Origin of the sequence: Amycolatopsis echigonensis, from assembly GCF_002846615.1 — a bacterium.
Taxonomy (GTDB): Bacteria; Actinomycetota; Actinomycetes; order Mycobacteriales; family Pseudonocardiaceae; genus Amycolatopsis; species Amycolatopsis echigonensis.
Window position 1 is genome coordinate 3494846 of sequence record NZ_PJMY01000003.1, and the last position, 12129, is coordinate 3506974.

9 protein-coding genes are annotated in these 12129 nt (G+C 69.0%); 7 read left to right on the top strand and 2 right to left on the bottom strand.

What is annotated here, in order from left to right:
* Positions 1 to 104: 104 nt before the first annotated feature.
* The gene (locus tag ATK30_RS21475; RefSeq protein ID WP_101437128.1) at positions 105 to 2390 is read left to right on the top strand and encodes a sodium-translocating pyrophosphatase; all 2286 of its coding nucleotides are present in this window, start codon (positions 105 to 107) and stop codon (positions 2388 to 2390) included.
* A gap of 185 nt (positions 2391 to 2575) precedes the next feature.
* The gene (locus ATK30_RS21480; protein WP_244194684.1) at positions 2576 to 3115 is read left to right on the top strand and encodes a hypothetical protein; all 540 of its coding nucleotides are present in this window, start codon (positions 2576 to 2578) and stop codon (positions 3113 to 3115) included.
* Here ATK30_RS21480 and ATK30_RS21485 read toward each other — a convergent pair.
* On the bottom strand, positions 3082 to 3849 hold the full coding sequence (locus ATK30_RS21485) for a nucleotidyltransferase domain-containing protein (RefSeq protein WP_101437130.1): 768 nt from the start codon (positions 3847 to 3849) through the stop codon (positions 3082 to 3084). The genes ATK30_RS21480 and ATK30_RS21485 overlap by 34 nt on opposite strands.
* Positions 3850 to 3964: 115 nt before the next feature.
* On the opposite strand from ATK30_RS21485, the gene ATK30_RS21490 reads away from it, so the two are divergent.
* Positions 3965 to 4666: a hypothetical protein gene (locus ATK30_RS21490; RefSeq protein ID WP_101440978.1), complete on the top strand. Its 702-nt coding sequence runs from the start codon at positions 3965 to 3967 to the stop codon at positions 4664 to 4666.
* 62 nt (positions 4667 to 4728) lie between these two features.
* On the opposite strand, the gene ATK30_RS21495 is transcribed toward ATK30_RS21490, so the two are convergent.
* The gene (locus ATK30_RS21495) at positions 4729 to 5544 is read right to left on the bottom strand and encodes a S1 family peptidase (protein WP_101437131.1); all 816 of its coding nucleotides are present in this window, start codon (positions 5542 to 5544) and stop codon (positions 4729 to 4731) included.
* Positions 5545 to 5850: 306 nt separating this feature from the next.
* On the opposite strand from ATK30_RS21495, the gene topA reads away from it, so the two are divergent.
* From topA to ATK30_RS21520, 4 genes are all read left to right on the top strand, one after another.
* Entirely contained in the window at positions 5851 to 8730 is a 2880-nt protein-coding gene (gene topA, locus ATK30_RS21500) for a type I DNA topoisomerase (RefSeq protein WP_208637387.1), read from the top strand.
* A gap of 63 nt (positions 8731 to 8793) precedes the next feature.
* Entirely contained in the window at positions 8794 to 10023 is a 1230-nt protein-coding gene (locus tag ATK30_RS21505) for an MFS transporter (RefSeq protein WP_208637388.1), read from the top strand.
* Positions 10005 to 10853, top strand: a complete 849-nt coding sequence (locus ATK30_RS21510; RefSeq protein ID WP_101440979.1) for an ESX secretion-associated protein EspG — start codon at positions 10005 to 10007, stop codon at positions 10851 to 10853. Before ATK30_RS21505 ends, ATK30_RS21510 begins: the two co-directional genes overlap by 19 nt.
* Positions 10854 to 11502: 649 nt before the next feature.
* Positions 11503 to 12084 (top strand): hypothetical protein, encoded by a 582-nt coding sequence (locus ATK30_RS21520; RefSeq protein ID WP_220817616.1) that lies wholly within the window; start codon positions 11503 to 11505, stop codon positions 12082 to 12084.
* Positions 12085 to 12129 lie beyond the last annotated feature (45 nt).

Here is a 12129-nt window from a genome sequence, read left to right on the forward strand (position 1 = left end):
ATTGCTGGCACGGCTAGCGTGTCCTTCGGCACAGATCCCCGCCAGTGCAGGCGCGCCGGGTACGACGGGCCCGCGCTGGCCAGACGGCGTTCCCAGGAGGACGAATGTCCCGGCAGTTCCTCGCGGAGGGCGGTATCACGCTCTCCGGGGGTGGCTACACCATCGTCGGTGTGGTCGCCGTGGTCGCCCTTGTCGCGCTGGCCATCGGTTACGTCCTGCTCAAGGAGGTACTGGCCGCGGGCCAGGGCACCGCCAAGATGCAGGACATCGCCAAGGCAGTGCAGGAAGGTGCGGCCGCATACCTGAAGCGGCAGCGCAACACCCTCGCCATCTTCGGCGTGATCGTGTTCCTGCTCCTGTTCGCGCTTCCCGCGGACGACTGGAGCGAACGGATCGGCCGGTCGATCTTCTTCCTCGTCGGGGCGGCGTTCTCGTTCACCATCGGCTACCTCGGCATGTGGCTGGCCACGCAGGCGAACCTGCGCGTCGCCGCCGCGTCGCGGGAGGAAGGCGGCCGCGAGAAGGCGATGCGCGTGGCGTTCCGCACCGGCGGCGTGGTCGGCATGATCACCGTCGGGCTCGGCCTTCTCGGCGCGGCGATCGTGGTGCTCGTCTACACCGGCCAGGCACCGAAGGTGTTGGAGGGCTTCGGTTTCGGCGCGGCGCTGATCGCCATGTTCATGCGTGTCGGCGGCGGCATCTTCACGAAGGCCGCCGACGTCGGGGCTGACCTGGTCGGCAAGGTGGAACAGGGCATCCCCGAGGACGACCCGCGCAACGCCGCGACGATCGCCGACAACGTCGGCGACAACGTGGGCGACTGCGCGGGCATGGCCGCGGACCTCTTCGAGTCCTACGCGGTGATGCTCGTCGCCGCGCTGATCCTCGGCAGCTCCGCGTTCGGCGCGTCCGGCCTGATCTTCCCGCTGATCGTGCCCGCCATCGGCGTGATCACCGCGGTGATCGGCGTCTACATCACTAAGGCGCGCGCGGGCGAGGGCGGCCTGGTCACGATCAACCGCTCGTTCTACATCTCCGCGGTCATTTCCGCGGTGCTGTCGGCGATCGCCGCGTTCGTGTACCTGCCGAACAGCTTCGCCGAATTCGGCGAGGGCTACGCGCACAACACCGGCAACCCGGCGGTGATCGCGACGGTCTCGGTGATCATCGGCATCGTGCTCGCCGCGCTGATCCTGCGCATCACCGGCTACTACACCGGCACCGAGCACAAGCCGGTGCAGGACGTCGGCAAGACGTCGGAAACCGGTGCGGCGACGGTGATCCTGTCCGGCATCTCGGTCGGTTTCGAGTCCGCCGTGTACACCGCGCTGGTGATCGGCGCGGCCGTGTTCGGCGCTTACCTGCTCGGCGGCGGCGTCGCGCTGTTCGCGGTGGCGCTGGCCGGCACCGGCCTGCTGACCACCGTCGGCGTCATCGTGGCGATGGACACCTTCGGCCCGGTCTCGGACAACGCGCAGGGCATCGCCGAGATGTCCGGCGACGTCGACGAGAAGGCCGCGCAGATCCTCACCGAACTGGACGCGGTCGGCAACACCACCAAGGCCATCACCAAGGGCATCGCGATCGCTACCGCGGTGCTGGCGGCGACGGCGCTGTTCGGGTCCTATTCGGACGCGATCGCGAAGACCGTCGCCGAACGCGGCGAGGGTGCGGTCACCGCGGTGAGCTCGTTCGTGAACCAGGTGGTGAGCCCGAACACGCTGGTCGGCGTCATCGTCGGCGCGGCGGTGGTGTTCCTCTTCTCCGGTCTCGCGGTCAACGCGGTTTCACGTGCCGCCGGCGCGGTGGTGTACGAGGTGCGCCGCCAGTTCCGCGACATCCCGGGGATCATGGAGGGCACCACGCGGCCCGAGTACGGCAAGGTCGTCGACATCGTCACTCGCGATTCGCTGCGGGAACTGGCGACTCCCGGCCTGCTGGCCGTTTTCGCGCCGATCGCGGTCGGTTTCGGTCTCGGCACCGGCGCGCTTGCCGGGTATCTCGCGGGCGCGATCGCGACCGGCACGCTGATGGCGATCTTCCTCGCCAACTCGGGCGGCGCCTGGGACAACGCCAAGAAGCTCGTCGAGGACGGCAACCACGGCGGCAAGGGTTCCGACGCGCACGAGGCGACGATCATCGGCGACACCGTCGGCGACCCGTTCAAGGACACCGCCGGTCCCGCGATCAACCCGCTGATCAAGGTCATGAACCTGGTCTCGGTGCTGATCGCGCCCGCGGTGGTCACGCTGACGCTCGGCGGCGGCGCGGACACGACGTGGCGGATCGTGATCGCGGTCGTCGCGGTCGCGGTGATCGTCGCGGCGATTGTCGTGTCCAAGCGGCGCGGCAGCGTCATGTCGGAGACTCCGGCGGCGGCGAAAGCCTGACGCGTTGCTCCATTCGGGCCCGGCACGCCTTGTGCGTGCCGGGCCCGTTCGCGTCCGCGACCCGGGGCGAGTTGCGGACTGTCGACGGGTCGGTACCGTGGCCAGGACACGGGTTCCGACGGACAGGAGTGGTGCGGGTGCGGCCGCGGTGGACCGGTTTAGCCGCGCTGGCAACAGGAATCGGCTTGGGACTCACGGGCTGCGGGCAAGCTCCGCCGCCGGCTGAGCAGGTCGTCTCCGGCGGGCACGCGGAGGCGGCGGGCCAAACGGATCCGGCCGCGAAATGGGCAGACGGATACTGCGGAGCGGTCACGCATCTGGTTCGTGCGCTGGCGAATCTTCCTTCCATCGACCCGAGTTCGTCCGAGAAGGCCACCCGCACTTCGAGCGATCTTCTGGCGTCGGTCGCCACCGGGATCGACCAGACTGTGTCCGGGCTGCACCGAGTCGGCCCCGCACCGCTGCCCGGCGGCGAACCGGCGCGCACGGCTTTGCTGGGCCAGTTCACTTCGGTACGGCACAAGGCCGACGAGGTCCGCGGCAAACTCGCCGCGGCCGACAATCCTGACGCGGTGAAAGCGGCGCTGGACGACGCCAAAACGGCGATCGACCAGATTTCCCGGCTCGACGTCCTCAAGGGCCTGGACGCGACGCCAGCCCTGTCCGCGGCGGGCAAGCGCGCGGCGGGCTGTCAGCAGTTGGTGGTCCCGCCCGCGCCACGCTGAGCGGGACCGAGCGCACGCCGAAGGGCGATGGCCCGCTCCGCGTCGTGGTGTGCGACGGCGGCCAGGTAGTGCTGAAGCAGCGCCAGTCGAGAGCGCTCGAGTTCCGTCAAGCTGACCGACGCCGCCCGGCCGTCTCGCAACCTCTCCAGCACCGGCGCAGGCAGTCGGTCGACTTCGCGTCCGTGCCAAGGATTCAAGCCGTGCCGCAGGCATTCCGACGTGATGATCTGGTTGCGAAGGTCGTCGAGCATCAGAACGGCTTGCCACGTCCGCCCGCGAGCGATGGCCGAGCGGGCGTGCAAGGCGTACAGCCACGCCATGCCGATCGCCTGCTCGCTGCCCGGTTCCGCGGCGCTGGTCGGCTCGTTGGCCTTGCCGAAAACGAGCTGAAAGCCGTCCTCGGTGGCGCGAAAAAGCTCGTGGGGCCAGAACGACAAGTCGACCTGGAGCGAGGAGCCGAGGAGGAAGACCCGGTAGCGAACCCCCTCACGCGAGGCCACGTCGAGGGTGTCGGCGACTCCGTACTTATCGTCGATCGAGCGAGTCCAGCGTGCGACGACCGGGGGCTCGTCCGCGTCCGGCGCGAGCTGGAGGACGAGGTCGATGTCCGACCAGCGGTCCTCGGCACCGCGGGCGGCCGATCCGACCACTGCGGCACCCGCGATGTCGGCGTCCTGGCGGGCGGCGGCGATGAGCTCGTCCCGGATCTGGACGCGTTCGGCGATCTCGAACATCCTCGCTCCCCAGGTTCGACACTGCCGGTATAACTATGCCGATAACGCTGGGTGTCCGGGAAAAATCTCGCCGTGACGCTCGCCTTCAATCGAACTTGTGTTCTATCATCGCGACGTGGATCGGACGATCTCGCTGTTCTCGGCGGAGGCGACCGGCCCGGGCCTGCCCGACCTGGCCGGGCTGTTGTGCTGCCAAGGGCAGATCACCGGGTTCGGCCGCACGGCGGCGCGGCTGTCGGTGCTGGTCGACGAGCCGTGGCGGGCTCGCGTGCTGGCTCGGGAATGCCGCAGGCGGGGTGCGGACGCGCAGGTCGCGGTGGCTGAATGCGGCCGTCCGCAGGTGCGCACGTCGTTCCGGGTCGATCTGCTCGGCCTCGCCGAACAATGGCTCCGGCCGGGACACACCGGTCCGGCGGAGGACGACTCCGGCAAGGCGGTGCCCGGCGGGTTCCGGCTCAGCGGCGCGATGCTGCGGATGTGGGCGCTGGCGGCCGGCCGTCCCGAACCCGGTGGCTACCTGCTGGGCGTCGATCCGCTGGCACCGGAGACGCACGAGGAGCTGCTGTCCGTGCTCGCGCCGCTGGGCGTCCAGGCGCGGCTGCTCGGACCGAAGGCGGAGCAGCCCGCGGTGCGCGTCAGCGGGCGGCGGAAGCTGGCCGGTCTCCTGGAGTTGATCGGCGAACCTCCGGCCGGGGCGGAAGCGGCGTGGCCGGAGCTGCCGCCGGCTGGGGAACGCCGCGAACGGACGCCCGGCGAAGCGCGTCGCGGCGCTCCGGCGGAGAGTTCCTCACAGTATTTACTGGAGGCTGTGGGGTAGCCGCGCAGAGAAAAGGTCCCCCGTCGCGCAGCGAGGCGACGAGGGACCTTCCCGGGATCGTCTTACGGTTTCGGCAGGGTGCAGCCCTGCTGGTTGAGGTCGATCTCGTTGGCCGAGGTCAGGCAGGCCGGAATTCCGTAGGTCTCCTCGCCGTACTTGTAGTTCGGCCGCACTGTCACGTTGCCCGCTTCGTCGACCTCGCACGGGTTGTTCAGCGTGCACCGCTCGCCGTTGTCGTTGGACGTGTTGTTCACGCCGATGACCTTGCCGGTGTTGCGGTCGACGACCGGCGAACCGGACGTGCCGCCGATGGTCTCGCAGCCCGGCACGTACCGGATCGAGTCCTTCCAAACCCAGTTGTTCTCGTGCAGTTCGTGCACGAAACCGTCGATTGAGCAGGAGTAGATCTGCTTCCAGTACCCGGACACCACGTCGATCGGCGTGCCTGCCTGCGGGTGGCTGTTGACCAGCTCGAGCGGCGGGACGTGGTACTTCTGCTGGATGTCGGCGTAGGTGTCGCTCAGCTGGTAGAGAGAGATGTCGGTGTCGGTCATCGTGGCGTAGACGACCTTGGTCGCGGTCACGGTGCCCACCGAGCTCTGCCCGTCCGGCGACAGCAGGTCGAACGAGCGGTTCGAGGCCTGCCCGACGATCACCTGACCCGGTTCGGGCATGCCTTCCTCGAGGCAATGGCCGTTCGACAACACCATCGCGGGCGCGTCCATCGGCGTGGCGGCCGGTTTCACGACCGAACCGGAGCAGTTGGACAGCGCCACGGCACCGGTGAACGTGGTGGTCGCCGCGCTCGCTTCGGGGGCGGTGACCAGCGCGAATGTCGCCGTGACGGCGATCGCGGCGCCAACCAGTCGGCGGATCATGGTGGGTTCCTTTCGGCCGAGGGGAGGAATCAGTGAACCGTTGCCGTCCGGGGACCCGCCACCGTCTAACGGAGGGTATCGGTGGTATGACCGGTTACCCTGCACGGCACGTGTCCGACATCACGTGCTAGGTGTGGAGGAGAAACATCGCCGAGGTCAGCGGCGATCCGACGGGCAGGTACCCGGCGGCTCGTCAGGGCACCTCGACGCTGCGCGGACACCGGGGACGTGCACACTGACAGGTCGAGACGCGGGCGCAGTACCCCTCTGGTGCAGGGGGGAGAGCGCCGCTGCGGCGGCGCGGAGATGAGTGGAGAGCAGGGCAGCGTGGCAGGAACACGGACCAAGAAGAGCGGCACCGGGGGCAACGGTGCCGATCGAAGGCGACTGGTGATCGTCGAGTCGCCAACCAAGGCCCGCAAGATCGCCCCCTATCTCGGCGGCAACTACGTCGTCGAGTCCTCCGTCGGGCACATCCGGGACCTGCCCCGCGGCGCCGCCGACGTCCCCGCGCAGTACAAGGGCGAGTCGTGGGCCCGGCTCGGCGTCGACATCGACAACGACTTCAAGCCGCTCTACATCGTCACCCCGGACAAGAAGTCCAAGGTCACCGAGCTGAAGGGGCTGCTGAAGGACGTCGACGAGCTCTATCTCGCGACGGACCCCGACCGCGAGGGCGAGGCCATCGCGTGGCACCTCCTGGAGACCTTGAAGCCCAAGGTCCCGGTGCGCCGGATGGTCTTCCACGAGGTCACCGAGCAGGCCATCCAGGCCGCCGCTGCGGCCACCCGCGAGCTGGACGCCGACCTCGTCGACGCGCAGGAGACCCGCCGCATCCTCGACCGGCTTTACGGCTACGAGGTCTCGCCGGTGCTGTGGAAGAAGGTCATGCCGAAGCTCTCGGCGGGCCGCGTGCAGTCCGTGGCGACGCGGATCGTCGTGGAGCGCGAGCGCGAGCGGATGCGCTTCACCTCGGCGTCGTACTGGGACATCTCGGCGACCATGGACGCCGGTGCCGACGCTTCGCCGCGTACGTTCCCCGCGCGCCTCGTCGCGGTCGACGGTTCCCGTCTCGCGACGGGTCGCGACTTCGACTCCAACGGTCAGCTCAAGGGCAACGCCGCGGACGTCCGCGTGCTCGGCGAGTCGGACGCGCGGGCGCTGGCCCAGGCGTTGAACGAGCGTGACTTCAAGGTCGCGAGCGTCGAAGAGAAGCCGTACACGCGCAAGCCCTACGCGCCGTTCATGACGTCCACGCTGCAGCAGGAAGCGGGCCGCAAGCTGCGCTTCACTTCCGAGCGCACGATGCGGATCGCGCAGAAGCTGTACGAGAACGGTTACATCACTTATATGCGTACCGACTCCACGACGCTGTCGGAGTCGGCGATCACTGCCGCCCGCAACCAGGCGACGCAGCTGTACGGCAAGGAGTACGTCTCGCCGTCGCCGCGCCAGTACACGCGCAAGGTGAAGAACGCGCAGGAAGCGCACGAGGCGATCCGTCCGTCGGGCGAGGTCTTCCGTACGCCCGGCCAGGTCGCGAAAGAGCTGGACACCGACGAGTTCCGGCTCTACGAGATGATCTGGCAGCGCACCATCGCGTCGCAGATGGCGGACGCGAAGGGCACCACGATGTCGGTGCGCATCGTCGGCACCGCGGCGACCGGTGAGGAATGCACCTTCGCCGCTTCGGGTCGCACGATCACCTTCGCCGGCTTCTTGAAGGCGTATGTCGAGGCAGTCGACACCGAGGCCGGCGGCGAGGCCGACGACAAGCAGAGCCGGCTTCCGGTGCTGGTCAAGGACCAGGGCCTGACCGCGCCGGAGCTGTCCGCGGACGGCCACTCCACGTCGCCGCCCGCGCGCTACTCCGAGCCGAGCCTGGTCAGCAAGCTGGAAGAGCTGGGCATCGGCCGCCCGTCGACGTACGCGTCGATCATCAAGACCATCCAGGACCGCGGCTACGTGTGGAAGAAGGGCTCCGCCCTGGTGCCCTCGTGGGTCGCGTTCGCCGTGGTCGGGCTGATGGAACGGCACTTCGAGCGGCTGGTGGACTACAACTTCACCGCCGGTCTCGAGGACGAGCTGGACCGCATCGCCAACGGCGACGAGCACCGCGTCGAATGGCTGTCGAAGTTCTACTTCGGCGGCGACTTCGGCGTCGAGGGCTCGGTCGGCCGCCTCGGCGGGCTGAAGAAGCTGGTCGACGGCAGTGTCGAGGGCATCGACGCCCGCGAGATCAACTCGATCCCGATGTTCAGCGACGCCGAAGGGCACCAGGTCGTGGTGCGCGTCGGCCGCTACGGTCCGTACCTGGAGCGCGAGGTCAACGGCGAGTCGCAGCGGGCGAACCTGCCCGAGGACCTGCCGCCGGACGAGCTGTCGCCGGAGATCGCCGAGAAGCTCTTCGCGACGCCGCAGGAAGGCCGCGTGCTGGGCACCGACCCAGTCAGCGGACACGAGATCGTGGCGAAGGAAGGCCGCTTCGGCCCGTACGTCACCGAGCTGCTGCCGGAACCAGAGCTGCCCGAGGACGCCACAGCGGCGCAGAAGAAGGCCGCGAAGGCGAAGCAGCCGAAGCCGCGTACGGGCTCGCTGTTCAAGTCGATGTCGATCGAGACGATCACGCTCGACGACGCGCTGAAGCTGCTGTCGCTGCCGCGTGTCGTGGGCAAGGACCCGGAGTCGGGCGAGGAGATCACCGCGCAGAACGGGCGCTACGGGCCGTACCTGAAGAAGGGCACGGACTCGCGGTCGATCCAGACTGAGGAACAGCTGTTCTCGATCACGCTGGAAGAGGCGCTGAAGATCTATTCGGAGCCGAAGCAGCGCGGCCGGTCCGCGACCGCGAAGCCGCCGCTGAAGGAACTCGGCGACGACCCGGTGTCGGGCAAGCCGATGGTGGTCAAGGACGGCCGCTTCGGCCCGTACGTGACCGACGGCGAGTACAACGCGACGCTGCGAAAGTCCGACAGCATCGAGGAACTCACCGCGGAGCGTGCGGCTGAGCTGCTGGCGGAGAAGCGCGCGAAGGGCCCGGCTCCGAAGAAGCGGACCACAACGCGCAAGGCACCGGCGAAGTCCACCGCTAGCAAGTCGACCGCGACCAAGTCCGCGGCGGCGAAGTCGACTACCGCGAAGAAGGCACCGGCTAAGCGCAGCAGCACCGCGACGAAGTCGAAGTAACGAGGATCCGAAAAGGGCCACCTGGAACACTCCGGGTGGCCCTTTCTCGTGTCAGGGGGACGGATGGGGGAGACACAGCGTGCTCGCGCCGCGGTTTCCGTAGTCTTCGCGGTTTGCGGTGCGGCATTCGCGTCGTGGGCGGCTCGAGTGCCTGCGGTACAAGCGAAACTCGGCCTCAGTGCCGGAGAACTCGGGATCGGGTTGTTCGGGCTCGCCGCCGGTTCGGTCGTCGCCCTGCTGGCCGCGGGGCCGTTGATCACCAAGATCGGCAGCCGGCGCGGGGTTCTTTGCGGGGCCGCGGTGCTGTGCGGAGGGCTGCCGCTCGTCGCCTTCGCGCCGGACGTGCCGTTGTTCGTTGCTGCGCTCGTCGTGCTCGGAGTGGGCAACAGCCTGCTCGATGTCTCGATGAACGCGCACGCCGCGCGCGTCGAAGAGGCTTACGGGCGGCCGATTTTCGCTGGATTCCACGCTTTCTGGAACATCGGCGGACTGGCGGGATCGGGTGCCGCGGCGCTGATGGAGGTCTGGGGCGTTCCGATCGAAGTGCACTTCACCGTCGCTGGCGTGGTGCTGCTGGTGCTCGCGGGTTTCGCGGCTTCGCAGTTCCTGCCGGGTGCCGATCGCGGACAGGGCGAGGCGGCGTTTGCCTTGCCCAGCAAGGCATTGATCCCCTTGGGGGTGATCGCGTTCTGCGGTTTCGTCGCGGAAGGCACGGTGAACGACTGGAGCGCGGTGTACCTCCGGGACGTCACCACGGCGAGCGCGGCCGTCGCGTCGCTGGGCTACTTCGCCTTCTCGATCACGATGATCGCCGTGCGTGTGGTCGCCGACCGGGTCGTCGAGCGCGTGGGTGCGGTGCTGTTCATGCGGGCCGCCACCGCGGTGACGGTCACCGGGTTCCTGCTGGTGGTCGCGGTTCCGGTTCCGGTGGTCTCGGTGGTCGGGTTCGCCGTGGTCGGGCTCGGGGTGTCCGGGATGGTGCCGCTCGCGTGGAGCGCGGCCGGACGCAAACAGCCGGACGCGCCGGGCCGGGCGATCGCGGCTGTCGCGGCGTGCGGGTACCTCGGGTTTCTCGCCGGGCCGGTGCTGGTCAGCGGCCTGAGCAGCGGGATCGGCCTGCACTGGACGCTGGCCGTGGTCGGCGCGCTCGTGGTGACGGTCGGTTTCCTCGCGCCTGCGATGCGTGTCGATGAGCGGGTGCCCGGCGTTGACCGACCGCTCGCCGCACGGATGGGTTCATTCGAACAAAAGTTCGAGAAATTGTCGGTACCAGGGTGTTCAATGACGGGGTGAGCAGTTCAGCACCCGTCGTCTTCGACGTCATCGACGAGGTCATCGGACCGCTGCGGGCCGAGATGCCGCAGCGGCCTTCGGTGATGGAGTTCTACGACCCGCATTTCGAGGTGCCGCCCGTGCTGGCCGAGGAGGAGTCCGCCGGAGCGGCTTCCGGACTGAGCCTCGCCGAGGAAGTCCGGCAGTCGTTCGGGCCGATGCTCGGCGCCGGGCTGGCCGAGGAGGTGGAGCAGTACACGCGATTCGTCGCCGGAATGGCCGCGCTCGGGCTCGCCGCAGACGGCGAGGTGACCGCCGAAGCGGTCGAGCTGTACCGAGTGCTGCGCGGCGGGTTCATCCGGGGAGTGGTCACCGGGGTGTTCCCGGCGAGCGAGGAACCGTGGGAGGTGCGGTTCTTCGGAGACGAGGACTTCACCACGGTGATGAGCAAACTGGGCCGCCGGGCGCGGCTGCGGTCCGGAATGCTCAGCGCGCTGCCGGGGTGGGTGTTCGACGGATTGCCGGACCGTCCGCCCGGTCCGGGGCCCTCGGTGCGCATCGAGACGGACGACAGCGGCCTGATCCCGCGGGAGGCGTGGGGAGACCTGGACGTCATCCGGCAAGCCGTGGCCCGGCCCCGGCAGGGAACGGTCCTGGTGGACCTGGCGGTGCGGGACGCGGTGCTGGCGGAGTACCCGCACGGCGCGTTCGGGCTGGTGGACAACGACCAGGGGAGGTATCAGTTCCGCGCCGCGCCCAGGGGCAGCGGCGGATGGGTCGTGACGTGGTCTCCGGCTACCCGGGGGACCGCGGAGGCATGGATCGTGGAGGCGGTGCGCAGTCATGCTTGACCTGGAGGGGTGAGACCGGTTCGGCTCGTCCGGAGCTGGGAGCTGGGAGCTGGGAGCTGGGAGCTGGGAGCTGGGAGCTGGGAGCTGGGAGCTGGGAGCCGGGAGCCGGGAGCCGGGAGATGTGCGCGCGCGGGTCGCGGCTGGGCAGAGTTGCGGCCATCGCCGCCCGGTTTGGTCAGGCCAAGGATCGGCTTCCGTGAGGCAAGCTGGTCAATCCGGCCAGTTTGCTGGCCCGGCCCTCCCGCCGATCTGTCCAGCCGGTCGCTTCGGCGAGCTCGTCGGTTTGGCCAGCGCGGCTGCTTCGGCGACCCCTCGGCTGGGCCAGCACAGCTGTTTCGGCGAGCCTGTCGGCGTGGCCAGCCAGGTCGCTCCGGCGAGCCCGCCGAACCGGCCACGCCGCCACCGCGGTCAACCCGGCCCCCTTCCCAAACTCGACCCTGTCTCACCCCAGAACCCACCCCCAGAACCCGACCCCAGACCGACCCAGCCACCACCCGCCACACCGCCGTCCATCAGCGGTCACTGGTCCGGGTGGCGTGCCTCCTCGCGGGCGCGGGTACTAGTGGTTCTGCGGCCATTGGGCGGATGCGGGAGCCGGTACTCTCGCCGACACTGGACTCGGCGGACATTCCGTAGTGAGGTGGTCACCATGAGCACGAGCGACGGGACTCCGTTCTTTCCCGCCTCCGGGCCCGACCGGGACGGGACGTTGGCCGGCGACGTCGGGGGCGAGCGGTTCTCCGATCCGTTGTCCGGGTTCGAGATGGCGTCCGGCCGCGCGCCCCGGCCGTTGCCTACTGCCAAGCCGGTCCAGCATGACCCTGAAGAGGTCAAGCGGATGGTCGAGGCCGCGCTGAAAGAGGAAGCCAAGAAGAAGGACGTCGTCAAGACGCCGAATCCGATTCCGCCTTCCGGCCGGCCGGATCTGGTTCCGCTGGGCTTGTTGCCCCGGCAGCGGACGTGGCCGACCAAGGCTCCTCAGCTGTTGAAGAGGGTGCCCCGGCCGCGGCCGAAGCGGGTCGCCGAGATCGCCGACGACGACATCGAGGAGGAGCTCGCCGAACGGCAGAGCCGGCGCGGGATGCCCTCGATCAGCATGCCCAGTTTCGGGCGTCCCTCCAGCAGCACGGCCGGCGTAGTGCTCGCCGTGGTGTTGCTCATCGTGTTCGGAATTGTCGCGATCGAGTTCATCGCTAGCCTGGTGAGCAGTGTGAAGGGGCTGTTTGGCTGACCCCGCCTGACCTCGCATATCACGGGGCGTGCCGTACCCGCGTCC

What these genes read in the sequence shown, in the direction of transcription:
- ATK30_RS21475 (WP_101437128.1), top strand. Translation starts at nt 105, where the DNA reads ATGTCCCGGCAGTTCCTCGCGGAGGGCGGTATCACGCTCTCCGGGGGT.
- ATK30_RS21485 (WP_101437130.1), bottom strand. Translation starts at nt 3,849, where the DNA reads ATGTTCGAGATCGCCGAACGCGTCCAGATCCGGGACGAGCTCATCGCC.
- ATK30_RS21495 (WP_101437131.1), bottom strand. Translation starts at nt 5,544, where the DNA reads ATGATCCGCCGACTGGTTGGCGCCGCGATCGCCGTCACGGCGACATTC.
- topA (WP_208637387.1), top strand. Translation starts at nt 5,851, where the DNA reads ATGAGTGGAGAGCAGGGCAGCGTGGCAGGAACACGGACCAAGAAGAGC.
- ATK30_RS21505 (WP_208637388.1), top strand. Translation starts at nt 8,794, where the DNA reads ATGGGGGAGACACAGCGTGCTCGCGCCGCGGTTTCCGTAGTCTTCGCG.
- ATK30_RS21520 (WP_220817616.1), top strand. Translation starts at nt 11,503, where the DNA reads ATGAGCACGAGCGACGGGACTCCGTTCTTTCCCGCCTCCGGGCCCGAC.